Origin of the sequence: Amycolatopsis sp. NPDC051373 (assembly GCF_040689465.1) — a bacterium.
In the GTDB taxonomy this organism is placed as follows: Bacteria; Actinomycetota; Actinomycetes; order Mycobacteriales; family Pseudonocardiaceae; genus Amycolatopsis.
Map to the genome: position 1 here is coordinate 34,343 of NZ_JBFBAE010000041.1, position 22,367 is coordinate 56,709.

Annotated in this window: 27 protein-coding genes and 1 pseudogene; 10 read left to right on the forward strand and 18 right to left on the reverse strand. The window is 71.0% G+C overall.

Annotation, left to right across the window (positions count from 1 at the left end; genetic code table 11):
* Nucleotides 1-18: 18 nt before the first annotated feature.
* The 9 genes from AB0383_RS45845 to AB0383_RS45885 form a co-directional block, all read right to left on the reverse strand.
* Complete coding sequence (locus AB0383_RS45845; protein WP_364187162.1) at nt 19-786, reverse strand: MBL fold metallo-hydrolase; 768 nt, start codon at nt 784-786, stop codon at nt 19-21.
* 10 nt (nt 787-796) lie between these two features.
* Nucleotides 797-1,603: a glutamate racemase gene (murI, locus tag AB0383_RS45850; RefSeq protein ID WP_364187159.1), complete on the reverse strand. Its 807-nt coding sequence runs from the start codon at nt 1,601-1,603 to the stop codon at nt 797-799.
* Nucleotides 1,600-2,247 (reverse strand): rhomboid family intramembrane serine protease, encoded by a 648-nt coding sequence (locus tag AB0383_RS45855; RefSeq protein WP_364187270.1) that lies wholly within the window; start codon nt 2,245-2,247, stop codon nt 1,600-1,602. Before AB0383_RS45855 ends, murI begins: the two co-directional genes overlap by 4 nt.
* A 337-nt stretch (nt 2,248-2,584) precedes the next feature.
* The gene (locus AB0383_RS45860) at nt 2,585-2,923 is read right to left on the reverse strand and encodes a HEAT repeat domain-containing protein (RefSeq protein WP_364187156.1); all 339 of its coding nucleotides are present in this window, start codon (nt 2,921-2,923) and stop codon (nt 2,585-2,587) included.
* A gap of 10 nt (nt 2,924-2,933) precedes the next feature.
* A complete protein-coding gene (locus tag AB0383_RS45865) occupies nt 2,934-4,094 on the reverse strand; it encodes an NAD(P)/FAD-dependent oxidoreductase (RefSeq protein ID WP_364187153.1) in 1,161 nt (386 codons plus the stop codon).
* Nucleotides 4,095-4,223: 129 nt separating this feature from the next.
* On the reverse strand, nt 4,224-4,934 hold the full coding sequence (locus AB0383_RS45870) for an aspartate/glutamate racemase family protein (protein WP_364187151.1): 711 nt from the start codon (nt 4,932-4,934) through the stop codon (nt 4,224-4,226).
* Nucleotides 4,931-5,881 (reverse strand): cysteine synthase, encoded by a 951-nt coding sequence (locus tag AB0383_RS45875; protein WP_364187149.1) that lies wholly within the window; start codon nt 5,879-5,881, stop codon nt 4,931-4,933. The genes AB0383_RS45870 and AB0383_RS45875 overlap by 4 nt, the downstream gene beginning before the upstream one ends.
* A 4-nt stretch (nt 5,882-5,885) precedes the next feature.
* The gene (locus tag AB0383_RS45880) at nt 5,886-6,164 is read right to left on the reverse strand and encodes a MoaD/ThiS family protein (protein WP_220243760.1); all 279 of its coding nucleotides are present in this window, start codon (nt 6,162-6,164) and stop codon (nt 5,886-5,888) included.
* Between the two features lie 66 nt (nt 6,165-6,230).
* Nucleotides 6,231-6,647, reverse strand: a complete 417-nt coding sequence (locus tag AB0383_RS45885) for a M67 family metallopeptidase (protein ID WP_364187146.1) — start codon at nt 6,645-6,647, stop codon at nt 6,231-6,233.
* A gap of 74 nt (nt 6,648-6,721) precedes the next feature.
* On the opposite strand from AB0383_RS45885, the gene AB0383_RS45890 reads away from it, so the two are divergent.
* Entirely contained in the window at nt 6,722-7,102 is a 381-nt protein-coding gene (locus tag AB0383_RS45890) for a hypothetical protein (RefSeq protein ID WP_364187143.1), read from the forward strand.
* Here the strand turns inward: AB0383_RS45890 and AB0383_RS45895 are convergent.
* The 3 genes from AB0383_RS45895 to clpS are packed head-to-tail and all read right to left on the reverse strand — an operon-like array spanning nt 7,099 to nt 8,941.
* Nucleotides 7,099-8,091: a P1 family peptidase gene (locus tag AB0383_RS45895; protein ID WP_364187141.1), complete on the reverse strand. Its 993-nt coding sequence runs from the start codon at nt 8,089-8,091 to the stop codon at nt 7,099-7,101. The two genes, AB0383_RS45890 and AB0383_RS45895, sit on opposite strands and share 4 nt — an antisense overlap.
* On the reverse strand, nt 8,088-8,645 hold the full coding sequence (locus AB0383_RS45900; protein WP_364187139.1) for a DUF2017 domain-containing protein: 558 nt from the start codon (nt 8,643-8,645) through the stop codon (nt 8,088-8,090). Before AB0383_RS45900 ends, AB0383_RS45895 begins: the two co-directional genes overlap by 4 nt.
* On the reverse strand, nt 8,642-8,941 hold the full coding sequence (clpS, locus tag AB0383_RS45905) for an ATP-dependent Clp protease adapter ClpS (RefSeq protein ID WP_220243765.1): 300 nt from the start codon (nt 8,939-8,941) through the stop codon (nt 8,642-8,644). The genes AB0383_RS45900 and clpS overlap by 4 nt, the downstream gene beginning before the upstream one ends.
* A gap of 74 nt (nt 8,942-9,015) precedes the next feature.
* Between clpS and AB0383_RS45910 the strand changes: the two genes are divergently transcribed.
* Both AB0383_RS45910 and AB0383_RS45915 read left to right on the forward strand, forming a co-directional pair.
* Nucleotides 9,016-10,320 (forward strand): nicotinate phosphoribosyltransferase, encoded by a 1,305-nt coding sequence (locus tag AB0383_RS45910; RefSeq protein WP_366190742.1) that lies wholly within the window; start codon nt 9,016-9,018, stop codon nt 10,318-10,320.
* Nucleotides 10,321-10,333: 13 nt separating this feature from the next.
* Entirely contained in the window at nt 10,334-10,912 is a 579-nt protein-coding gene (locus AB0383_RS45915) for an isochorismatase family protein (RefSeq protein WP_364187134.1), read from the forward strand.
* 17 nt (nt 10,913-10,929) lie between these two features.
* Here AB0383_RS45915 and AB0383_RS45920 read toward each other — a convergent pair whose 3' ends face one another.
* A complete protein-coding gene (locus AB0383_RS45920; protein WP_366190744.1) occupies nt 10,930-11,601 on the reverse strand; it encodes a hypothetical protein in 672 nt (223 codons plus the stop codon).
* Nucleotides 11,602-11,779: 178 nt separating this feature from the next.
* On the opposite strand from AB0383_RS45920, the gene AB0383_RS45925 reads away from it, so the two are divergent.
* The 3 genes from AB0383_RS45925 to AB0383_RS45935 all read left to right on the forward strand — a co-directional run bounded on the left by AB0383_RS45925 (nt 11,780) and on the right by AB0383_RS45935 (nt 14,894).
* Nucleotides 11,780-12,370, forward strand: a complete 591-nt coding sequence (locus AB0383_RS45925; protein WP_220243769.1) for a biotin transporter BioY — start codon at nt 11,780-11,782, stop codon at nt 12,368-12,370.
* Between the two features lie 81 nt (nt 12,371-12,451).
* Complete coding sequence (locus AB0383_RS45930) at nt 12,452-14,503, forward strand: ATP-dependent DNA helicase (RefSeq protein WP_364187129.1); 2,052 nt, start codon at nt 12,452-12,454, stop codon at nt 14,501-14,503.
* A 58-nt stretch (nt 14,504-14,561) separates the two neighbouring features.
* Nucleotides 14,562-14,894, forward strand: coding sequence for a hypothetical protein (locus AB0383_RS45935; RefSeq protein ID WP_354885329.1), 333 nt, complete (start codon nt 14,562-14,564; stop codon nt 14,892-14,894).
* A gap of 57 nt (nt 14,895-14,951) precedes the next feature.
* On the opposite strand, the gene AB0383_RS45940 is transcribed toward AB0383_RS45935, so the two are convergent.
* The 3 genes from AB0383_RS45940 to serB all read right to left on the reverse strand — a co-directional run bounded on the left by AB0383_RS45940 (nt 14,952) and on the right by serB (nt 17,425).
* Nucleotides 14,952-15,356: an OsmC family protein gene (locus AB0383_RS45940; RefSeq protein WP_364187126.1), complete on the reverse strand. Its 405-nt coding sequence runs from the start codon at nt 15,354-15,356 to the stop codon at nt 14,952-14,954.
* A gap of 78 nt (nt 15,357-15,434) precedes the next feature.
* Nucleotides 15,435-16,199, reverse strand: coding sequence for a peptidyl-tRNA hydrolase (locus AB0383_RS45945; protein ID WP_364187123.1), 765 nt, complete (start codon nt 16,197-16,199; stop codon nt 15,435-15,437).
* Entirely contained in the window at nt 16,196-17,425 is a 1,230-nt protein-coding gene (gene serB, locus AB0383_RS45950; RefSeq protein ID WP_364187120.1) for a phosphoserine phosphatase SerB, read from the reverse strand. Before serB ends, AB0383_RS45945 begins: the two co-directional genes overlap by 4 nt.
* 291 nt (nt 17,426-17,716) lie before the next feature.
* Here serB and AB0383_RS45955 point away from each other — a divergent pair, with 291 nt between their 5' ends.
* Nucleotides 17,717-17,893 carry a hypothetical protein gene (locus AB0383_RS45955; protein WP_364187117.1) on the forward strand — a complete coding sequence of 59 codons (177 nt, stop codon included), beginning with the start codon at nt 17,717-17,719 and terminating at the stop codon, nt 17,891-17,893.
* Between the two features lie 50 nt (nt 17,894-17,943).
* Nucleotides 17,944-18,090 (forward strand): hypothetical protein, encoded by a 147-nt coding sequence (locus AB0383_RS45960; protein ID WP_364187114.1) that lies wholly within the window; start codon nt 17,944-17,946, stop codon nt 18,088-18,090.
* Between the two features lie 75 nt (nt 18,091-18,165).
* On the opposite strand, the gene ctaD is transcribed toward AB0383_RS45960, so the two are convergent.
* The gene (ctaD, locus tag AB0383_RS45965; protein WP_360594725.1) at nt 18,166-19,938 is read right to left on the reverse strand and encodes a cytochrome c oxidase subunit I; all 1,773 of its coding nucleotides are present in this window, start codon (nt 19,936-19,938) and stop codon (nt 18,166-18,168) included.
* 136 nt (nt 19,939-20,074) lie between these two features.
* Between ctaD and AB0383_RS45970 the strand changes: the two genes are divergently transcribed.
* Nucleotides 20,075-20,902, forward strand: coding sequence for a phosphotransferase (locus AB0383_RS45970; protein WP_364187112.1), 828 nt, complete (start codon nt 20,075-20,077; stop codon nt 20,900-20,902).
* On the opposite strand, the gene AB0383_RS45975 is transcribed toward AB0383_RS45970, so the two are convergent.
* Entirely contained in the window at nt 20,899-21,627 is a 729-nt protein-coding gene (locus AB0383_RS45975) for an alpha/beta hydrolase (RefSeq protein WP_366190750.1), read from the reverse strand. The two genes, AB0383_RS45970 and AB0383_RS45975, sit on opposite strands and share 4 nt — an antisense overlap.
* Here AB0383_RS45975 and AB0383_RS45980 point away from each other — a divergent pair.
* Nucleotides 21,626-22,176 (forward strand): annotated as a pseudogene (locus AB0383_RS45980) (GNAT family N-acetyltransferase). The gene AB0383_RS45975 and the pseudogene AB0383_RS45980 overlap by 2 nt on opposite strands.
* The last annotated feature ends 191 nt before the right edge of the window (nt 22,177-22,367 follow it).

Genomic DNA, 22,367 nt, shown 5'->3' on the forward strand with positions numbered 1-22,367 from the left:
CGCCCGACAGCCCGCCGGTCAGATGTCGTAGACGGCGCCCTGCGTCACGAGCTCGCTGTCCGGGAACACCGCCGTCGCCTCCGCGAGCACCGCGCGGCTGTCGGTCCACGGCGCGACGTGGGTGAGCAGCAACCGCCCGACGCCGGCGTCCTTCGCCAGCTCACCGGCCTGTTTTCCGGACAGGTGCACGCCGTCGGGCCGGTCGGCCGCGTCCGTCCAGGAAGCCTCGGACAGCAGTACGTCCACGCCGTCGGCCAGCTCGCCCAGCGCGGCGCACGGGCCGGTGTCGCCGGTGTAGGCGAGGAGGGCGCCGCCATAGGAGATCCGCAGGCCGAACGCCGGCGTCGGGTGCTGCACCACGGCTGCCGTCACGTCGAACGGCCCGATCCGCACGGTTTCCTCACGCAGCGTGTGGAAGGCGTAGACGTCGGACAGGTCCACGGCGGCGCGCTCGTCGGCGTCGGCGGCGTACGCGTGGGCCAGCCGCGCAGGCGCGTCCGCCGGGGCGTAGAGCGGCAGCTGCCGCGGCCGGGCCGGGTACGGCGGCGCCGGGTGGTAGCGGCGCAGCACCGTGAGGGAGTTGACGTCGGCGCAGTGGTCCGAGTGCAGGTGCGACAGGAGGAGCGCGTCGAGGTCGAACGGATCGAGCACTGTCTGCAGCTGCGCGAACGCGCCGTTGCCGAGCTCGAGGCCCAGGCGGAACCCCTCCGCTTCCAGCAGATACCCGGACGCGGCGGCGTTCGGGCCGGGGACGCTGCCCGAGCAGCCGAGGATCGTCAGTCGCACAGGGTTCAGCCTAGGCGCTGGTCGGCGCGAGGACACCCGGCGCAAATCCCATGAACCGCGCCGCCAGCCGCGTGAACGGCTCCGGCGATCCCGTGGCCAGGAACTCGTGCTGCGGCGGCCTGTCGCGATCGGCCAGCAGGTCGAGCTCGGTGAGCACGCGGTAGAGGTCCTTGGCCGTCTCGTCCGCGCTGGACACGAGCGTGACGTCCTGGCCCATCACGATCTGGAGCACGCCGGAAAGCAGCGGGTAGTGCGTGCAGCCGAGCACGAGGGTGTCGACCTCGGCTTCGAGCAGCGGCTGCAGATAACCCTGCGCGAGGCCCAGGATCTGGCGCCCGCACGTGATACCGCGCTCCACGAAGTCGACGAACCGGTGGCAAGCGACGCTCGTGAGCTGCACGTCGGGCGCCGCGGCGAAAGCGTCGTCGTACGCCCGTGAGCGAACGGTCCCCTCGGTCCCGATCACCCCCACCCGGCCACTGTGCGTGACCGACGCGGCGCGGCGAGCGGCGGGCAGGACGACCTCGATGACGGGGACGTCGTAGCGTTCGCGGGCGTCGCGCAGGCAGGCGGCCGAGGCCGTGTTGCACGCGATGACCAGGGCTTTCACACCACCTTCGACGAGGTCGTCGAGGGCTTCGAGGGCGTACTGGCGGGCCGTCGCGATGGGGAGGGGGCCGTACGGGTTGCGTGCCGTGTCGCCGACGTAGCGCAGCTGCTCGGCCGGCAGCAGCTCGAGGATCGACCGGGCGACGGTGAGACCGCCGACGCCGGAATCGAAAACCCCGATGGGCGCGTCGGCGGTCGGGGTGCTCACACCTCGAGGCTACCGGCCGCCTTCTTCTTGGGACGGTCGCCCCGCGCCGTCAGCCAGGCCGCGAGAACACCGGCGAGCGCACCGAACAGGTGGCCCTGCCAGGAGATGCCGGGGTTGCCCGGCAGCAGGCCCCACAGCATCCCGCTCCACACGCCCAGCAGCACGATCGCCACCACGATCTGCCCGAACGCCCGGTTGAAGATGCCGCGGACCAGCAAGAACGCCAGCCACCCGAACGCCAGCCCGGACGCGCCGACCGTGTAGGCGTTCGACGGCCCGACCAGCCAGACCCCCAGGCCCGACACGATCCAGATGATCGCCGTGACCACCGCCCAGCGCCCGATCCCCGCTGCCATCGCCAGGAACGACAGCACGAGCACCGGCACGGTGTTCGAGAAAAGGTGCCCCCACCCGGCGTGCAGCAGCGGCGCCCACAGGATCCCGTCGAGCCCCGACAGCTGCCTCGACACGATGCCCCCGTGGTCGAGGTTCGCGGGCAGGATCACGTCCAGCAGCTCCACCAGGTAGAGCACGAGCGTGAACCCCACCGCGACGATCGCCGCCGCCTTGGGGTTGGGCGGCAGGATGCGCTTCGCCACGTCGGTGGCCTTCGCCTTGTCCGCCGGCTGGTCCCCGAACGGCATGGGCTGCGGTGGGAGTGTGCTCACGGGTTCCAGGCTACGTCCGTCCGGTCCGGGTGGCCTCGGGTGAATTCCCTGATGTTCGAGTTCAGGGCCGTGCTCGCGGCCGCCGCGAAGGTGCCGGGGCCGGCTCGCCAAACCACTACGCCACGCGCATACACGGCCGGGCGGCCTCGACCCGGCGGCATCCGGCCTGCCCTGGCCGGCAAGCGTTGCGGCACGGTGGCCCACCTACCGGCCCCAGCCGCGCCGCACGCAGACACGGCCGCCACGGCCGGTCCGGGCAGGGTGGCCCATCGTCCGACCCCGGGCCGACGCCTCCACCCGAACCGGGCGCGACCTAGGTGATCGTCCCGTTGGCCCGCGCCCGCCACAGAACCGTCCGGGCTTCGCGGGTGTCCAGCCGCTCCAGCCCCCGAAGCGCCCAGGAGCGCAAAGCTTCGTCGTGGCTGTCGAGCTGCGCGGCGAAGACGGGCAGCGCCTCGGGCGCCGCCGCCTCGCCGAGCAGCTCCAGCAGCCAGCGGCGCAAGCCGATGTCCTGGGTTGCCCGCTCGAACTCCGCGATCAGCTCCTTGACGTGGTCCTCGACCTCGGCGAGCAGGAGCTGAAAACCCTCTTCCTGCGTGTGCGGGTCGTGGCGCCGCATCATCCGCAGGGCGGTCTCGAAGGTGTCGGGCACGGCTTCGAGGCTAACGCCGAGATTCGAAGGGGCTCTCGCCCGCGTTCAGTTCGGAGAAGATCTTGATCATGTTTTCCGTGGCGGACTCCTCGGACTGCCCGGCCATCGCCTCCTCGAACTCGGCGCTGGTGACCGCGATTTCGGTGCTGCGCGGGAACATCGTCGCCTCGTACGCGGCGAGCGCGGTCTCGACGTCGGCCGGGTGGGCGGCAAGGGCCTGGGCGAGCTCCGCGGCGTCGAGCATGGCTAGGTTGGCGCCTTCGCCGTTGGGCGGCATGAGGTGGGCCGCGTCGCCGACGAGGGTGACACCCGGGACGCGGGCCCAGCGGTGCTCGAGCGGCAGGACGTAGTGCGGGCGCAGTACCGGCGGGGTGTCGCCGTCGGTGATCAGCGCGGTGATTTCCGGGGCCCAGCCGGCGAATTCCTCGGCGACACGGGCAGCGGACACCGCGGGATCGGTGAAGTCGATCGCCTCGAACCAGTCCAGCGAACGCGTCAGCGACACGTACGTGTGAAGCGTGTCCCCGCTTTCGCGGTGGGCCATGATCCCCTTGTCCGACCCCATCGCGCCCAGCGAGCCGCCGCCGACGACCGCGGCGGTGGCGGGGTGGCGGGTGTCGGCCTCGAACAGGTAGGTCTCGACCATTGCCGTGCCCGCATACGTCGGGACGGCGGACGAAAGCAGCGGGCGGACGCGGGACCACGCGCCGTCCGCACCGACCAGCAGGTCGGCGAGCACGACACTGCCGTCGGCGAACGTCACCTCGTGGCGGCCGTCCGCGAGCGTGCGGGCCGAGGTGACCTTGTGACCCCAGCGCACGGTGCCGGCGGGAAGTGAGTCAAGCAGCAGCTGCCGCAGCTCCCCGCGTTGCACTTCAGGGCGGCCTCCGGTGCCGTCGTCGGCCTTGTCGAGCAGCACGGTCCCGTGCTTGTCGAGGATCCGCATCTGCTGACGGCCATCGAGAATGAGGCCGGTGAACTCGTCCGTCAGGCCGCAAGCCGCGACGGCGATCTGGCCGTTGTAGTCGTGGATGTCGAGCATCCCGCCCTGCGCCCGCGCACCCGCGGACGCCTCGGCTTCGTAGACGGTCGCGGGAATGCCGTGGACGTGCAGGGCGCGGGCGAGGGTGAGGCCGCCGAGGCCGGCGCCGATGATCGTGACGGTGTTCATGGTGGCTCCTTCGAGTTCGACAGCGGCGCGGAAAGCCGCTCGAACCCAAGGCTGCCGTGATCCACTGGCACGGCGCGCACACCGCGCTGCCACCCACCTGGCACGCCCTGCCAGCACGCTGCCAGAAGCTCAGGCCGGAGCCGGCGGCAGCTCCCGAAGCCCCAACGCCCAGTCCACCGCGGCCTCCGCGTGCAGCCGTGTGGTCGGGAAGACCGGAACCGAGCTGTCGGACTGGTCGACCAGCAGCTCGATCTCCGTGCAGCCGTAGATCACGCCCCGCGCGCCGCCCTCGACCAGCCGCGCGATCACCTCGCGATAAGCCGCCCGCGAAGACGGCCGGACAACACCGTGCACCAGCTCGTCGTAGATCACCCGGTGCACCAGCTCCTGGTCCACTTCGGACGGAACCAGCACCGAGAGTCCGTGCGCCGCAAGGCGTTCACGGTAGAACGGCTGGCTCATCGTGAACGCCGTCCCCAGCAGGCCCACTGAGGAAATCCCGGCGAACAACACCGCCGCGGCCGTCGTGTCCCCCAGGTGCAGGAACGGCACCCGCAGCCGCAAGGCCGAAGCAACCTTGTGCATCGTGTTGGTGCACAACACGATCACGTCCGCGCCGGCCGCTTCCAAGGCCGAAGCGGCGGCGGCCAGCAACTCCCCCGCCGCCGCCCAGTCACCCGAAGCCTGCAGCGCTTCGATCTCCGCGAAGTCCACGGAGTACAGCACCACCCGCGCGGAGTGGAACCCGCCCAGCGCCGACCGCACGCGCTCGTTCACCAGGCGGTAGTACTCCGCCGAAGACTCCCAGCTCATGCCGCCCAGGAGCCCGATCGTCTTCACGCCCAGAGCTGCCCGTCCAGCCGCGCGGCGGCTTCGTCGAGCGAACCCGCGTACGCGCCCGTGGACAGGTACTTCCAGCCGGCGTCCGCCACGACGAAGGCGACGTCCGCGGCCTCCCCGCGAGCGGCGGCCTTCTCGGCGACGGCCAACGCCGCGTGCAGGACCGCACCCGTGGAAATACCCGCGAAGATGCCCTCGTTCTCCAGCAGCTCACGCGTCCGCCGAAGCGCGTCGTACGCGCCGACGGAGTAGCGCCCGTTCAGCACGCTGGGGTCGTACAGCTCCGGCACGAACCCCTCGTCGAGGTTGCGCAGGCCGTACACGAGCTCGCCGTAACGGGGCTCGGCCGCGATGATCTGCACGCCGGGCTTCGCCTCGTGCAGGTACCGCCCGACACCCACCAAGGTGCCCGTGGTGCCGAGGCCGCCGACGAAGTGGGTGATCGTCGGCAGGTCCTTCAGCAGCTCAGGGCCCGTCCCGCGGTAGTGCGCGTCGGCGTTCGCCGGGTTGCCGTACTGGTAGAGCATCACCCAGTCGGGGTTCTGCTCGGCCAGGTCCTTGGCCCGCCGCACGGCTTCGTTCGAGCCGCCCGCCGCCGGCGAGAACACGATCCGCGCGCCGTAGGCCTGCAGCAGCTGCTTGCGCTCGGTGGAGGTGTTCTCCGGCATCACGCACACCAGGCCGTAGCCCTTGAGCTTCGCGGCCATGGCGAGCGAGATACCGGTGTTGCCCGAGGTCGGCTCGAGGATCGTCGAGCCACGCCGCAGGCGGCCCTCACGCTCGGCGGCCTCGATCATGGCCAGCGCCGGCCGGTCCTTGATCGAACCGGTCGGGTTGCGGTCCTCGAGTTTCGCCCACAACCGCACGTCGTGGGTGGGCGAAAGCCGGGGCAGCCCCACGAGCGGCGTGCCGCCGAGCGCGTCGAGGAGGGACTCGTAGCGGGCCATGGGTTTAGCGCGCGCCGCCGGCCACGGCGGGCAGGATGGTCAGCGTGTCGCCGTCCTTCACCTCGGCCGCGAGGCCGCCGGCGAAGCGCACGTCCTCGTCGTTGACGTAGACGTTGATGAAGCGGTGCAGCTTCTCCTCCTTGACCAGGCGCGCCTTCAGCCCGGAGTGGCGCGACTCGACGTCGTCGATCACCTCGAGGACGGTCTTGCCCGCCGCCTCGACGGACTTCTCGCCGCCGGTGTGCGTGCGCAGGATGGTCGGGATGGAGACGGTCACGGCCATGGTTTTCTACCTCCGAAGTGGGTTCTGTGAAGCTGACGCGCGGGACGCAGCCCTTATTCCGGCAGCTCAGTCGACGATCTCGACCGGCTCCTCGGTGATCTCGGCGTCCACGATCCGGTACGAGCGGAACTCGTGCGAATCGGGGTCTTTCGTGGAGACGAGCACGTAGTGCGCGTCGGGTTCGGCGGCGATGTTCGCGTCGGTGCGCGACGGGTAGGCCTCCGTCGCGGTGTGCGAGTGGTAGATCACCACGGGCACCTCGTCGTTGGCGTCCATCTCGCGGTAGAGCTTGAGCAGGTCACCCGAGTCGAACTCGTAGAACGTCGGTGACCGCGCCGCGTTCAGCATCGGGATGAACCGTTCGGGGCTGTCGGAGCCCACGGGACCGGCGATCACCCCACACGCCTCGTCGGGGTGGTCATGGCGGGCGTGGGCGACGATCTCGTCGACGAATTCACGGCGGATCCGGAGCACATTCGACATCTTAGGTGGTGGACCCACCCTGTCCAGACTGTGAGACCTTCCGCTCACGCACCTGGTCGGGGACAATTTCAGGCGTGCCTGTACCGACGAAGGTCCGCGACCGTTGCCTGCCGTTCCTGCCCGACGGCGACCGGATCCAGTACGTGTTCCCCGGCAACTCGCTCTACCTCAACGGGATGGCGGCGCTCTACGGCTTCCTGGTGGTGGTCACCGACCGCCGCGTGGTCGTGCTCGCCTGCGGCCGCTTCAGGCGGCTGCGGCCGAAGGCGGTGTGGGAGGTGCTGCCGCGCTCCACCGAGCTGGGGCCGGTTGAGGAGCACCCCTCGCTGGGTCCGACGGTCTCGTTCGCGGACCTCGTGCTGGAGATCGACGAGGCCGACATCGTCGCGATCCGGGCCGCCGACCTCGAACGCGACGGCGTGTGGGCCCCGCGGGACCCGCTGCCGGACCTCTAACCCTCGAACGCCTCGGGCCACACGTCCCGGTACGCCGCAACCCCACCGGCCGCGGTGGCCGTGAGCAGCCCGTGGACCATCGCGCGGGCGAACACCCGCGCGGCGGCCGAGCACAACGCGTCGAGCGCCGCCGCGCGCTGCCCGTCGGCGAACGTGCCGACGCCGGCGGGCAACTCGCGAGCCCCCGTGGCCAGTGCGAAGACCGTGTCGCCGTCGAACATCGTGTGGGCCGGGCGCACGGCGCGGGCCAGGCCGTCCTGCGCCGCCACCGCGAGCCGGCGCGCCTCGGCTTTCGACAGCGCCGCGTCGCACGCGACCACGCCGATCGTGGTGTTCAGGTCGGTCCGCGCCGGTGGCACCTCGCCCGGCCGCGAAGGCCAGCGGACGTCGAACTCGCCCGCGACCTCGTGGTCCGCGGCGAACGCGCGCCCGGTCGCGAAGTCCACGGCCTCGCCGCCGGCGTTCACGGCCGCCAGCGCCCCGACGGTCACGCCGTCGACCACCTCACTCGCCGAGCCGATGCCGCCCTTGAGCGACCCGACCACGGCCCCGGTGCCGGCGCCGACCGTGCCCGAGGCGAACGTCTTCGAGGCCGCTTCGCAAGCGGCGTAACCGAAAGCCGCGTCCGGCCGGTTGCCCCAGTCGCTGCGGGGAAGATCGAACAGCACCGCGCCGGGCACGATGGGCACGACCTCGTGCGGCTGGAGCCCGACGGGGAAGCCCAGGTTCCGCTCCGAAAGCCAGCGCATCACGCCGTCGGCCGCGGCCAGCCCGTACGCGCTGCCGCCCGACAGGCACACGGCGTTCACGCGCTGCACCAGGTTCTCCGGCTCCAGCAGGTTGGTCTCGCGCGTGCCGGGCGCGCCACCACGCTGGTCGACCGCGCCCGTCGCGCCGTCCGGTACGAGGACCACGGTGGTGCCGGTGGCCCAGCCGTCGCCGAGGCGGTGGTGGTGCCCGACGAGGACACCGGGAACGTCGGTGATCACGCGGTCAGCGCCTGGATCAGCGTCTCCTGCACCCAGGTCAGCCAGTGGTACACGCCAAGGTGCGGGGCGCGCGGGTCGTCGTCGGGCAGCTCGTCGGGCATGTCCTCGGTGACGTCGAGCGCCGTGCCCAGCGCGAGGCGCACGTCGTTGAGCGCGCCCAGCCACGCGTCGGCCTGCTCGACGTCCAAGTGCACGTCGCCGCCGTCGCGCGGCAGCGTGTCGAGCACGACCTTCGCCACGCCGACCTTCGTCTCCAGCAGCTCGGGCTCGTGCAGCGAGCGCATGGCCGCCGCGGAGTCGAGGTCCTCGCGCGAGGGGTTGTCGGGGTCGAGCTTGTGAAAATCGGGCAGCAGCCGCGAGAGCACCGGGTCGTCGGGCGACTCCGACGGGCCGGTGCGGATGCCGGTGAGCTCGGAAAGCTCGTCCTGCGGCGCCTCGTCCCCTCGCGCGCGCAGCATGTCCTCGAGCTGGCTGACCAGGCCGCGCAGCACGGCGGCCTCCTGCTGCTCGAACCCCGCGAGGATCACGTCGCCCTTGCGGCGCCACGCCTTCACGAGGGCTGCTCCATCGTCGCCCACAGCCCGGCGGCGTGCAGCTTCGCCACGTCCGTCTCCACCTTCTCCTTGGACCCCGACGACACGATCGCCTTGCCCTTGTGGTGCACGTCGAGCATCAGTTTCGTGGCGTGGTCCCGGCTGTAGCCGAACAGCTTCTGGAACACGTACGTCACGTACGACATCAGGTTGACCGGATCGTTCCACACGACGGTCCGCCAGGGCTTGTCCTCCTCGGCGACCTCTGCCCCGAGTGGATCAACCTGCGTCTGTTCGGATGCGACAGGCGTGGACATGCACCCCATGGTGTCACGGGGGTCACGGGGTACGCCGCGCCAGGTCCGGCCATGTGGGTGAATAGGCTGGCCCCATGGGTGCACCCGAGCCGGTCACCAGCGCCAGCACGGCGCTGCTCACCGACCACTACGAGCTGACCATGCTGGGCAGCGCGCTGGCCGACGGGACCGCGGAGCGGCCCTGCGTGTTCGAGGTCTTCGCGCGCCGGCTGCCCGACGGGCGGCGCTACGGCGTCGTCGCCGGAACCGCGCGCGTCCTCGACGCGATCGCCGACTTCCGGTTCACCGACGCCGAACTGACCGTCCTGGAGCAGACGGCGGTGGTCGACGACGCGACGCTGTCGTGGCTGGCCGGCTACGAGTTCTCCGGCGACATCGAGGGCTACCCCGAGGGTGAGCTGTACTTCCCGGGCTCGCCGATCCTCACCGTGAGCGGCACGTTCGCCGAGGCCGTGGTGCTGGAGACGCTGGCGCTGTCGATCCTCAACCACGACAGCGCCATCGCCTCCGCGGCCGCCCGCATGGCCGGCGCCGCGCACGGGCGTCCGATCATCGAGATGGGCGGGCGCCGCACCCACGAGTACGCCGCCGTCGCCGCCGCGCGCGCCGCATACATCGCGGGCTTCGCGACCACGTCGAACCTCGAGGCCGGGCGCCGCTACGGCATTCCCACGCGCGGCACCGTCGCCCACGCCTTCATGCTGCTGCACGACAGCGAGGAGCAGGCCTTCCGCGCCCAGGTGGACAAGATGGGCCCGGACACGACCCTGCTCGTGGACACCTACGACATCACCGCCGGCATCGAGACCGCCGTCCACGTGGCCGGGTCCGAGCTCGGCGCGATCCGGATCGACTCGGGGGACGTCGGCCCACTCGCGCGCAAGGCCCGTGACCAGCTCGACTCCCTGGGTGCGCGGGACACCCGCATCGTGGTGTCCGGCGACCTCGACGAGCACGCCATCGCGGCGCTGCGCGCGGAGCCGGTGGACGCGTACGGCGTGGGCACCTCCGTGGTCACCGGCTCGGGCGCGCCGACCGCCGGCATGGTCTACAAGCTGGTGGAGGTCGACGGCCGGCCCGTCGCGAAACGCAGCGCGCACAAGGAATCCCGCGGTGGGCGCAAGCACTCGCTGCGGCGGCACCGCTCCACCGGCACGGCCGTGGAAGAGGTCGTGTGGACGGAGGCCTCGGGCCGCCCGAAGCCCGAGGAACACGATCTTGACCTGCAGATCCCCCTGGTGCGCGGCGGCCGCGCGGTGGATGATCTGCCCACGCTGGACGACGCGCGCGCCCGGTTGCGGCGCGCACAGATCAGCCTGCCGTGGGAAGGGCTCAAGCTCTCGCACGGCGAGCCCGCGATACCGACGACGTTTCTGTAGAGGGAGCCGAGAAATGGGAACCGCGCTGATCGTGGTGGACGTGCAAAACGACTTCTGTGAGGGCGGCTCGCTGGGCTTGCCCGGCGGCGCGGCCGCCGCCGAGGCCATCTCGCGCAAAGCCGCCGAAGGGGGCTATGACCACGTGGTCGCCACCCGCGACCACCACATCGACCCGGGTGACCACTTCAGCGACACGCCGAACTTCTCCACGAGCTGGCCGCGCCACTGCGTCGCGGGCACCGCGGGCGCGTCGTTCCACCCGTCGCTCGACGTCGTGCCGATCACGGCCGTGTTCTCGAAGGGCGAGTACACCGCGGCGTACTCCGGCTTCGAGGGCAAGTCCGGCGACGGCCGGTCGCTCGAGGAGTGGCTGCGCGCCAACGACGTGACCGACGTCGAGGTCGTCGGCATCGCCACGGACTTCTGCGTGCGCGCCACGGCGCTGGACGCCGCGCAGGCCGGGTTCGGTGTGAAGGTGCTGCTGGACCTCACCGTCGGCGGTTCGCAGCCGACCGTGGACGCGACGCTGGCCGACTTCGACAAGGCCGGTGTCACCTACTCCGGCACCGCGGTGGTGCCTGCCGCGTCCTGAGTGGACGCTCAGCGCGCTCAGGCCGGCGGCTGCGGCGCGCCGCCCTTGCCGAACGGGTTGCAGGCAGCGGTGCCGAGGTAGATGTCACCGCTGGCCGGGCCGCCCTGCGGGAACAGCTGGATGTGCACGGCGTGCGTCACGAGGCTGCCGTCGGCGGGCTGCGGGGTCACGGCCTCGTTGATCGTGACCGCCGCCAGCGCCGTGCCCGCCTCGCCGCCGGGGATCAGCACGCGATAGTTCGCGGGGATCGACGACGGCACGGTGAACCCGCCGACTTCGCCGATCGAGACCGTGCCACTGCTGCCGTTCTTGGTGGTCGAGCAGCCCGCGGAGTAGGTGCGGACGGTGATCGCCGGGCCGCCGAAGCGCTTGAGCACGTCGGCCTCGAACCGCTGACCGCCCGTCGCCACGGTGACCACGGCGCCGTGGCGGCCGCAGGTGGTGGCGCCGAGGCCGAACACCGCGACGTCGCCGGTGTCGCCACCCGTGGTGCGCGCGGTGGTGGGACCGTCGGCGTCGCAGCGGGCGAGGTCGCCGGTGACCACGTGCTGGTTGTCGACCAGCACGTCGACGCTGCCCGACGAGCCCCAGCCGGTGGAGGTGGGGCCGTCGGCGAGCGCCGGGGCCGGTAGTCCCGCCGCGGCCGCGCCCACCAGTGCCGTCGCCGTGACCAAGACCCGTCCGCGCATCACCCGTGCTCCCTTCGACCTGTGGTTGCATCCTCGGCAGCAGGGCACCCCCGCGAAACGTCACAACCCCTACACCACCCGGACGAGTGGTGTGGTGAGGAACGCAACTTGTGGGAGAAACCCGGGGTAACGAGCGTTAACCTCCTCGGACGTCCGTTTTCGATCGTGGGAGGTCTCCGTGTCGTCGCTGTCCCTCACCGGCCGCCGCCAGGTGCTGGCCGACCTCGTGCCCGGCGCCCTGGTGCGCGACCTGACGCTGGTCGCCGGCGGCGCCCTGCTCACCGGCGTGGCCGCGCAGCTGGTCATCCCCGTCCCGGGCAGCCCGGTGCCGATGACCGGCCAGACGTTCGCCGCGCTGCTCGTGGGCGCTTCGCTCGGCATGCGCCGCGGCGCCGCCTCGATGCTGCTGTACCTGCTCGTCGGCGCGGCCGGCGTGCCGTGGTTCCAGGGTGCGACGTCGGGGCTGTCCGGTGCTTCGGCCGGGTACGTCGTCGGGTTCGTGTTCGCCGGTGCGCTCGTGGGCGCGCTCGCCCGCCGCGGTGGTGACCGCACTCCGCTGCGCACGGTGGGGACCATGGTGCTCGGCAACGTCGTGATCTACGCGTTCGGCGTGCCGTGGCTGATGGCCGCCGCCGGCTTCGACTTCTCGACGGCGTTCGCCAAGGGCGTGGTGCCGTTCCTGATCGGCGACGCGCTGAAGATCGTGGTGGCGGCGGGTGTCCTGCCGCTCGCGTGGGCCGCGGTGGCGCGGCTGCACAAGGAAGACTGAGTGCGCGGCGCTCCGGCACGAACGGCCCGATCGCGGGCGGAGCGCCGAACCTGTCGGCCCCGGCGGCTATCGTGTATCGCTGTGCCCGCTCGAACTGATTTTCCCGGCGTCCTCGAACTCCTCACCCACGCTGTGGAGTCCGTGGGCGGAGCCGAGCGGCCGGGCCAGGTGAAGATGGCCGACGCCGTCGGCCACGCCATCCGCACCGGTGAACACCTCGCCGTGCAGGCGGGTACGGGAACCGGGAAGTCGCTGGCGTACCTGGTGCCCGCGATCCGCCACGCGGTGGAGAAGGAAGCCACCGTCGTGGTCTCCACGGCCACGATCGCGCTGCAACGTCAATTGGTCGACCGCGACCTGCCGCGCCTGGCGAAGGCGCTGAAGAAGCCGCTGGGGCGCGAACCGACCTTCGCGATCCTCAAGGGCCGCCGCAACTACCTGTGCCTGCACCGGCTCGACACGGGCGCGCCCGACGAGCCCGAAGACGCGCAGCTGTTCGACCCGTTCGCCGTTTCCCGGCTGGGCAAGGAGGTCACGCGGCTGCACGAGTGGTCTTCCGACACCGAGACCGGTGACCGCGACGAGCTCGTGCCGGGTGTCTCCGACCAGGCGTGGCGCCAGGTTTCCGTCACCGCCAGGGAATGTCTCGGCGCGGCGCGCTGCCCGATCGGCACCGACTGCTTCGCCGAGCGCGCGCGGGCCGAGGCCGGGCGCGCGGATGTGGTCGTGACCAACCACGCGCTGCTGGCCATCGACGCGCTGCAGGGCTACCAGGTGCTGCCCGACCACGACCTCGTGATCATCGACGAGGCCCACGACCTGGTCGACCGCGTCACGTCCGTCGCCACAGGCGAGCTGACCAGTGCCATGGTGTCCGCCGCCGCGCGCCGCTGCGGGCGGCTGATCGACGCCGACGTCGCCGACCGCCTGCTGGAAGCCAGCGACGGCCTCGCGTTGATCCTCGACGATCTCCCGGCCGGGCGGCTGGATTCGCTGCCGCAGGCGCTGACCGGCGCGATTCCCGCGGTGCGCGACGCGGCGAAGGGCTGCCTGACGGCGCTGGGTTCCGACCGCAAGGAAGACGTCGACGGGGCCACCGCGCGCAAGCTGGCGCGCTCGCTGCTCGAAGAGGTGCACGACACGGCCGCGCGCCTGCTCGACGCGTACGACGAGGATCTGGCCCACCAGCGCGACGTCGTGTGGCTCACGGGCGACCGCTACTCGGCGAACCCGAGGCCGCCGGCGTTGAAGGTGGCACCGCTGGGCGTCGCGGGGCTGCTGCGCGAGCGCGTGTTCAACCTCAACACCACCGTGCTCACCTCTGCGACGCTGACCCTGGGCGGCGAGTTCGACACCATGGCGCGGCAGTGGGGCCTGCCGCCGGGCGGCGCGCGTGTCACGAAGGCACCCGGTGCGGCCACGGACAAGGAAGCGCCGGCCGACGAGGACAAGGGACCGAAGTGGACGGGCCTCGACGTCGGGTCGCCCTTCGACCACCGGCGCAACGGGATCCTCTACCTCGCCAAGCACCTGCCGCCGCCGGGCCGCGACGGGCTGGCGGAGTCCACAATGGACGAACTCGCCGGATTGGTCGAGGCCGCGGGCGGGCGCACACTCGGGTTGTTCTCGTCGATGCGTGCGGCCAAGCAGGCGGCGGAGGCGATGCGCGAGCGGCTCGACTACCCGATCCTGTGCCAGGGCGACGACTCGATGCCCACGCTGGTGCGCCAGTTCACCGACGAGCCGCGCACGTGCTTGTTCGGCACGCTCACGCTGTGGCAGGGCGTCGACGTGCCGGGGCCGTCGCTGCAGCTGGTGGTGGTGGACCGGATCCCGTTCCCGCGCCCCGACGACCCGGTGCTGTCGGCACGCCAGCGGGCCGTGGAAGCCCGTGGTGGCAACGGGTTCCTCACGGTCGCGGCCACGCACGCGGCGCTGCTGCTCGCGCAGGGCACGGGCCGGCTGCACCGCTCGATGACCGACCGTGGCGTGGTCGCGGTGCTGGACTCGCGCCTGGCAACCGCGCGGTACGGCGGTTTCGTGCGCGCGTCGCTGCCACCCTTCTGGCCCACCACGGATCCCCAGGTCGCACGCGACGCGCTCAAGCGGCTCGACGCGGCGGCGCCCGCGTGACGGCGCGCACAACCCGGGCGGGTACGGTGAAGAGAACGAACACGACAGGGAGCACCGGTTGACCCAGGATTCGTCCAGCGCACGATCCCGGACCGTCAGTGTCGACGACACCGGGGTGCGGCGCCGTCTCGCCGATGGCAGCGAAGAGGCCGTCCAGTGGGCGGAGCTCTCGTCCGTGATGGTCAGAGTGATCCCGGACGGCCCGTGGAACGAGGACGTGTTCTTCATGCTCGTCGGCAACGACGGCAAGGGCACGGCCGTCCCCAGTGGAGACCCTGCGGCCGACGCCCTCATCGAGCGCCTCCAGTCGCTGCCCGGCTTCGACAACGAGAAGTTCATCGAGGCCATGACCACGGACGCCGACCAGGCATACGTGGTCTGGCAGAGCTGACCTTTCCCGCACAGAGCAGCGCCGAGGCCCTCGCGTGGGGCCTCGGCTCTCGCTGCGTCAGGCGGTCGGGAAGGACTCCGTGACGGGAATGGCCTTCTTGAGCGTCCGGCTCACGGTGCACAGGCGGTCGATCGCGCGGTCCACCGCGGTCGCGAGGGCTTCGCGCTGATCCGCGTCGAGGGAAGACACGTCGACGTCGAAGGTCACGTGCACGCCGTCGAGCTCCGAAGCACCTTCGCGGCGATCAGCCGTGACGCCGACGCTGAACTTCGAGTCCTCGCCGATGCGGCGCGTGATCAGGTTCTCCGCGGTCACGGCGGAGCAGCCCGCGGTCGCGATCTGCAGCAGCTCGGCCGGCGAGAACGAGCCTTCCGCGCCCTTGCGCCCGATCCGCACCTCCGCGCCGCGCTCGTTGCGTCCCACGAACTGGTGCTCGCCTTCGCGCTGCACTTCCAGGGTCATCGCCCGCTCCTCACGACATCGTCTACTGATCAAAACCGCAAGCGGCACACCGGTGTTCCGCGTGGAGACGCACCGCACTCACGCCGGGTACTGCGCCAGCACCGTGATCGTGCCGGGATCGACCTCGGTGAACCCCGCGTCCCGGACGGCGATCACGCGGTCCTCGCGCCAGCCGGCCTCGGGGTCGTCCACGGGGCACAGTTCCTTCCACCGTGCGGGCGACGCCGCCCGCACGGCCACGCGGTAGTCCTGCGCCGCCCATGCCGCCAGCTCGGCTTCCGACAGCAGGGAGGCCAGAATCATCGTCGCGTGCCCGACCTGCGCGGAGGCCTTGCCGACGGTCATCGGCACCTCCGGGTTGAGCAGCAGCAGCGGCACGCCCTCGGGTGCCGGACCCGGGGTGTCGGGCGGCAGCTCGCTACCGGAGATCTGCAGGCGCGACACCTCCTTCGGCGTCTCGCTGACCAGTCCGGGCACGAGCGCCCGTACCTCGGCGCCGTCGACCTCGACGGTGATGCCCGGCAGGTCCAGCACGGCCTGCCAGTGCGTGCCCCGGGCCCGCCGCGCGACCTTGCGGATGCGGTTGTCCAGCCACGCGTGCATTGGCTCGGCCCATTCGCCGCCGGGCCTGGAGCGTTCGTCGAGGCACACGGCCAGCGCCGCGGAGGCCGCCGCCTCCAGCAGGGGCGTGCGGCCGGGCGGCTCGGCGCGTTCGATGCGCAGGATGACCGGCATCGCGCGCACCTGGGCCGGGTCCTCGTCCGAGGTGTCGGACGTGTCCTGGGCGGGCAGCCCCAGCCAGTAGGCGTAGCGGCTGCCCAGCGGCTCCAGCACGTGGTTCACGGCCTGACCAGCTCCAGCCCGTCGGCGGCGTCGGCCGCCTCGACCTCGGCGCGCGTGACGCCCAGGACGAACAGCACCGCGTCCAGGTAGGGGTGCGAAAGCGCGGTGTCGGCGACCTCGCGCAGCGCGGGCTTCGCGTTGAACGCCACGCCCATGCCCGCGGCCGCGAGCATGTCGATGTCGTTGGCCCCGTCGCCGACGGCGACGCACTGGCCCAGCGGGATGCCGTACTCGTCGGCGAAGCGGCGAAGCGCCTTCGCCTTGCCCGCGCGGTCCACGACCTCGCCGACGACGCGGCCGGTGAGCTTGCCGTCGACGATCTCCAGCTCGTTGGCCGCCGCGAAGTCGAGGCCGAGTTCGTCCACGAGGTGGTCGATGACCTGCGTGAACCCACCCGAGACCACGCCGCAGCGGAAGCCCATGCGCTTGAGCGTGCGCACGGTCGTGCGTGCGCCCGGCGTGAGCTCGATCGAGGCCGCGACCTCGTCAAGCACCGTCGCGGGCAGCCCGGCCAGCAGCGAGACGCGCTGTTCGAGGGACTCGGTGAAGTTCAGCTCGCCGCGCATCGCGGCCTCGGTGATCTCGCGCACCTGCGGCTCGACGCCGGCGTGGGCGCCGAGCATCTCGATGACCTCGCCCTGCACCAGCGTGGAGTCGACGTCGAACACCACCAGCCGCTTCGCGCGCCGGCTGATGCCCGCGCGCTCCACCGCGACGTCGACAGCAGCGGTCGAGGCGGCGTCGGCCAGCACCGACCGCAGCTCGGCGTCGGCGGCGTCGGTGTCCTCGCGGACCGAGACGTAGAGCTCCAGCCCGGTCACCGGGTAGTCGGCGACGCTGCGGATCGAGTCGATGTTCGCGCCGAGCGCGGCCAGCCGGGCCGCGACCTCGGAGAACGACCGCGCCGTCACCGGCCGGCCCAGCATCACCAGCACGTGGGACGAGTCCTGCTTGCCGAGGGCGAACGGGTCGGCGCCGATCGCGTCGCCGATCTTCACCTCCACCTGCATGCCCACAGTCGCCATCGCCTGCTCCACGGACTCCTGCAGGCCCTCCGGGTCGCGGTAGACGCCGGCGAGAACCCCCAGCACGAGCTGTCCGCGGATCACGACCTGCTCGACGTCGAGCACATCGACGTCGTGGCGGGTGAGCACGGCGAACAACACGGAGGAGACACCGGGCTTGTCGGGACCGGTCGTGGTGATCAGGACGGGCGTCTGGGTCACTGGGCTTTATCCCTCGTTCGGCGCTGTGCGAGCACGCCCAGTCTGGCGCGGAAGGCCGGGCGCAAAAAGGCTGCGTGCCCGGCTTCACACAAGCCGGGCACGAACGAGGGACGCGACCGGGAGCGGGGGCGCACTCCGCCAACGCCGCCAACCCGCCCCCCTCGCCGATACCGGAGCGCGAAATTGTGTTGAATCCCCAGCGTAGAGTCCGAAAAGTGTAGCGATCCCAGGCCGGCTGAGACGGCATGGAAACCAGTCCTGGACAGGTGTTGTGGCGCACGGCTGGGTGTGATGCCGGACAGAACGCTCGGTGTCGGCATGGAGGACGAAGGCAGATTCACCCTGGAGGAGTCCGGCTACGTGCCGATGTGGCCGTTCCTCGAGAGAAGCCTCGAGGCGTCCCTCGACGCCTTCACGCGCTTCTGGGCGGGCACGGAGTTTCCAGTCCTCAGCAGCTGGTCGAACTGACCGTGGCCTCCGCGTGCCGGCGCCGCCGGCCGTACTGGATGGCGCCGGCCGTGCCGTGGTTGATCCGCATGGCGAACATGCCGGGCTTCGACGCTCGCCATGTCCGCGACCTGCTGGAGCTGGCGGCGGTGGCCGAGGAGCTCCCAGCCGAGCTGCGCGACCAGGCCCGGGCGGCATGGGCTGAGGCTCACGAATAGCTCAAGACCAACAAAAAGGCGCGTGCCCGGCTTCACACGGAAGCCGGGCACGCGCCCTGGTCGTTCAGCCGGGCCTTACTGCTCGCCCGAGTTGTCGTTGCTGTGGTCACCCGGCATCGTCGCGTCGACCAGCTTCTGCGACGGCGCGGCCTGGTGGCGCGGCTTGCCGAAGAAGCCGATCTCACCTTCGGCGTGCATGCGCTCCACCATGTGCGGGTAGTGCAGCTCGAACGCCGGACGCTCGGACCGGATCCGGGGCAGCTCGGTGAAGTTGTGCCGCGGCGGCGGGCAGGACGTGGCCCATTCGAGGGAGTTGCCGTAGCCCCACGGGTCGTCGACCGTGACGATCTCGCCGTAGCGGTAGCTCTTGAACACGTTCCAGATGAACGGCAGCGTGGACGCACCGAGGATGTACGCGCCGATCGTGGAGATCGTGTTCAGCGTGGTGAATCCGTCGCTGGCCAGGTAGTCGGCGTAGCGGCGGGGCATGCCTTCGGCGCCGAGCCAGTGCTGGACCAGGAACGTGCCGTGGAAGCCGATGAACGTGGTCCAGAAGTGCCACTTGCCCAGCTTCTCGTCCATCATCCGGCCCGTGATCTTCGGGAACCAGAAGTAGATCCCGGCGAAGGTCGCGAACACGATCGTGCCGTAGAGCACGTAGTGGAAGTGCGCCACCACGAAGTAGCTGTCCGACACGTGGAAGTCGATGGCCGGCGCGGCCAGCAGGATGCCGGTCAGACCGCCGAAGAGGAACGTGACGATGAAGCCCATCGAAAAGATCATCGGCGTCTCGAAGGACAGCTGTCCCTTCCACATCGTGCCGATCCAGTTGAAGAACTTGACACCGGTCGGGACCGCGATCAGGAAGGTCATGAAGGAGAAGAACGGCAGCAGCACGGCACCGGTGGCGTACATGTGGTGCGCCCACACCGCCACGGACAGGGCCGCGATCGCCAGCGTCGCGAAGACCAGGCCCTTGTAACCGAACACCGGCTTGCGGCTGAAGACCGGGAAGATCTCTGACACGATCCCGAAGAACGGTAGGGCGACGATGTACACCTCTGGGTGACCGAAGAACCAGAACAGGTGTTGCCAGAGGATCACCCCGCCGTTGGCCGGGTCGAACACGTGCGCCCCTAGGTGCCGGTCTGCCAGCAGGCCGAACAGGGCCGCGGTCAGGATCGGGAACGCGAGCAGGATCAGGATGCTCGTGACCAGGATGTTCCAGGTGAAGATGGGCATCCGGTACATCGTCATGCCCGGCGCGCGCAGACAGACCACGGTGGTGACCATGTTGACCGCACCGAGGATCGTGCCCAGACCGGAGACGATCAGGCCGGAGATCCAGAGGTCGGCGCCGACGCCCGGCGAGTGGATCGCGTCCGACAGCGGCGTGTAGGCGAACCAGCCGAAGTCGGCGGCGCCACCCGGCGTCAGGAATCCGGAAAGGACGATCAGCCCACCGAAGAGGTAGAGCCAGTACGAGAACGCGTTGAGCCGCGGGAACGCGACGTCGGGCGAACCGATCTGCAGCGGCAGCACGAAGTTGGCGAACCCGAAGAGGATCGGGGTCGCGTACAGCAGCAGCATCACCGTGCCGTGCATGGTGAAGAGCTGGTTGTACTGCTCCTGCGACAGGAACTGCTGGCCCGGGCGGGCCAGCTCCGTGCGGATCAGCATGGCCATCGCTCCGCCCGCCATGAAGAAGGCGAACGAGGTGACCAGGTACATGATGCCGATCTGCTTGTGGTCCGTCGTGCGGAACAACCGCAGCAGGTACGAACCCTTAACCGTCTCGCGCGCGGGGTATGGGCGCGTTGCGATCGGCTTGGGGGCTACGGCCGTCACTCCTGCCTCCAACACTGAAACCTTGTGGTGGTCATCGTCCGGGTCGCCGAGGGTCGGGACGAGCCCGATCCGACGGCTAGAGGGATGGTAGCCCTCGCTACCCACCGTCGCTCGCACCGGCTGGTTAGATCACCGCATGGCCGACCCGTACACGGCTTCCGCGCTCCACGCGGCCCTCTCGGTGGCCCGCCGCCTCGGCCTCGCGACGGGGTCGGCCGAGGTCCTGCACGAACGCTCGAACGTGCTGGTGAGACTGGGTTCCGTCGTCGCGCGGGTGCCCGGGACGACGCGCCTGCTGCGGCCCGACGCGACGGCCTGGCTCGAGCGCGACGTAGCCGTTTCCCGCCACCTCACGCAGAGTGGTGTGCTCGTCGTCTCACCCACCACGGATCCCCCGGCCGGGCCCCATTTCGCCGACGGGCTGCCGGTGACGCTCTGGCACTGGACACCGCACGATCCGGACCATCGGCACAGCCCGGGCGAAGTCGCGAGTTCACTCGCGACCGTCCACGCGGCACTGAGTGCCTATCCGGGTGAACTTCCCGTGCGCGGGCCCGTCGACGAACTACTGAGCGCGCTCGACCGGCACGGCGCCACGATGGACGGTGCCGCGGATTCCCTGCGCGCCGAGGCGTTGCGGCTCGCGGCCGCGCTGCCGGCGGACCGGATCCAGGCCCTGCACGGCGATGCGCACCCGGGCAACGTCATCGCGACCGCGGAAGGGCCGTGCTGGCTGGATTTCGAGGACACCTGGCGCGGACCGCTCGCTTGGGACCTCGCGATCCTGGCGAAACAGGGCGGACGGTCGTTCCTGGCGGCCTATCCGGACGAGGTGGATGCGGCTTCGGTCGAGGCGTGTCTGCGGTTGCGCGAGCTGTTCGTGGTGGTGTGGCGGTATTTGCTCGCGCTGCGCTGGCCCGCGCGGCTCGGCGAAGCGCGGGCGGCGCTGGCGGACTACTTCTAGGCGAACCAGCCGAGGATCGCTTCGGCGACGCCCGCGGGGTCTTCGAGGGGTGTGAGGTGCCCAGCACCGGGCAGGACGACGAGCGTGGCCTCGTCGAGGGCGTCGACCATCTTGCCGGCTTCCTGAACGGGGGTGAGCTTGTCCTCCTCGCCGACGATGACGAGCGCGGGCACGTCGGACTTGCGCAGCACGTCCAGCGAATCGGGCCGGTTGCGCATCGCTCGTGCCGCCCACGCGACCCCGGCGGGCGGCTGCGCGTCGATGAGCTCGCGCACGCGTTCGGCGGGCTCCTGGTTGTGCAGGAGGTTCGGCAGGTTCGCGTCGGCAAGCCAGCCCTGGACGCCCTCGGCCTCGGCGCGTTCGGCGACCTTGAGGCGGTTCTCGGCCGCTTCGGGCGTGTCAGCCGTGGCTTTGGTGTCGATGAGCACGAGCCCCGCGACGCGTTCGGGGGCTGCTTTCAGCACCGCGAGCGCGAGGTAACCGCCCATCGAACAGCCGCCGAGCACCACTTCGTCGAGTTCCAGCCGGTCGAGCAACGCGAGGACGTCGCGCGCGGCGTCGTCGAGGCTCGGCTCACGGTCGGTCTCCGGCAACGGGCTGCGGCCCAGGCCGCGCTGGTCCGGCGTGATCAGCCGCAGGCGCGCGGCCAGGGGCGCGCGGACGGGGTCCCACATGCGGGCGTCGAGGGGGAAGGCGTGCAGCATGAGGAGCGGCAGTTCGGTCATGACGGCGATTCTGTCGGACCCCGCCGCTAGCGTGCGGGGTGTGCTGAGGGAGATGCCCAGGGAGATCGAGACTTCACGGCTCGTGCTGCGGCCGTTCACCGAGGAGGACCGCGCCGCCGTCGTCGCCATCCAGACCGACCCGGCGACGCACCGCTTCAACCCGGACCCACCGGACACCCCGGCCGGCGACCTGCTGTTCGACTCGTGGCTCGCCCACTGGGCCGAGCACGGGTTCGGCTACTGCGCCGTCCGGGAGCAGGGCGGGGCCGAGGTGCTGGGCCTGACGGGAGTGCGGCTGCGGCTGTTCCGGGGCGAGCGGGTGCTGAACCTGGCGTACCGCTTCGCGCCCTCGGCGTGGGGGCGCGGGTACGCCGTGGAGGCGGCTGGGGCTGCTCTGGAGTGGGCTGAGCGGGAGCTGCCGGCGATTCCGGTGCTGATCAGCGTGAACGCGACGAACGCGCCATCGCTGCGGGTGGTGGAGCGGCTGGGGTTCACGCGATTCGAGGAGGAGGCGTACGAGGGGCGGTTTCGCGACATTTCCGCCGGTGAGGTTCGGCGAGCTTCGGAGTGCGTCGGGGTCTTTCGAGCGTTCCGGCACTGGTTCCCGGTGGGCACCCGCTGCGGTTTCGGGCGACCAGCGTCAGTTCTCCGGCAGTCGCCCGTTGCGGTCTCGGGCCACCAGCGCCGGTTCCGCGGCAGTCGCCCGTTGCGGTCTCGGGCTACCAGCGCCCGTTCCCCGC

What these genes read in the sequence shown, in the direction of transcription:
- AB0383_RS45855 (WP_364187270.1), bottom strand. Translation starts at nt 2,247, where the DNA reads ATGCCGTTCGGGGACCAGCCGGCGGACAAGGCGAAGGCCACCGACGTG.
- AB0383_RS45865 (WP_364187153.1), bottom strand. Translation starts at nt 4,094, where the DNA reads ATGAACACCGTCACGATCATCGGCGCCGGCCTCGGCGGCCTCACCCTC.
- AB0383_RS45875 (WP_364187149.1), bottom strand. Translation starts at nt 5,881, where the DNA reads ATGGCCCGCTACGAGTCCCTCCTCGACGCGCTCGGCGGCACGCCGCTC.
- AB0383_RS45880 (WP_220243760.1), bottom strand. Translation starts at nt 6,164, where the DNA reads ATGGCCGTGACCGTCTCCATCCCGACCATCCTGCGCACGCACACCGGC.
- AB0383_RS45885 (WP_364187146.1), bottom strand. Translation starts at nt 6,647, where the DNA reads ATGTCGAATGTGCTCCGGATCCGCCGTGAATTCGTCGACGAGATCGTC.
- clpS (WP_220243765.1), bottom strand. Translation starts at nt 8,941, where the DNA reads ATGTCCACGCCTGTCGCATCCGAACAGACGCAGGTTGATCCACTCGGG.
- AB0383_RS45910 (WP_366190742.1), top strand. Translation starts at nt 9,016, where the DNA reads ATGGGTGCACCCGAGCCGGTCACCAGCGCCAGCACGGCGCTGCTCACC.
- AB0383_RS45915 (WP_364187134.1), top strand. Translation starts at nt 10,334, where the DNA reads ATGGGAACCGCGCTGATCGTGGTGGACGTGCAAAACGACTTCTGTGAG.
- AB0383_RS45920 (WP_366190744.1), bottom strand. Translation starts at nt 11,601, where the DNA reads ATGCGCGGACGGGTCTTGGTCACGGCGACGGCACTGGTGGGCGCGGCC.
- AB0383_RS45940 (WP_364187126.1), bottom strand. Translation starts at nt 15,356, where the DNA reads ATGACCCTGGAAGTGCAGCGCGAAGGCGAGCACCAGTTCGTGGGACGC.
- AB0383_RS45955 (WP_364187117.1), top strand. Translation starts at nt 17,717, where the DNA reads ATGCCGGACAGAACGCTCGGTGTCGGCATGGAGGACGAAGGCAGATTC.
- AB0383_RS45970 (WP_364187112.1), top strand. Translation starts at nt 20,075, where the DNA reads ATGGCCGACCCGTACACGGCTTCCGCGCTCCACGCGGCCCTCTCGGTG.
- AB0383_RS45975 (WP_366190750.1), bottom strand. Translation starts at nt 21,627, where the DNA reads ATGACCGAACTGCCGCTCCTCATGCTGCACGCCTTCCCCCTCGACGCC.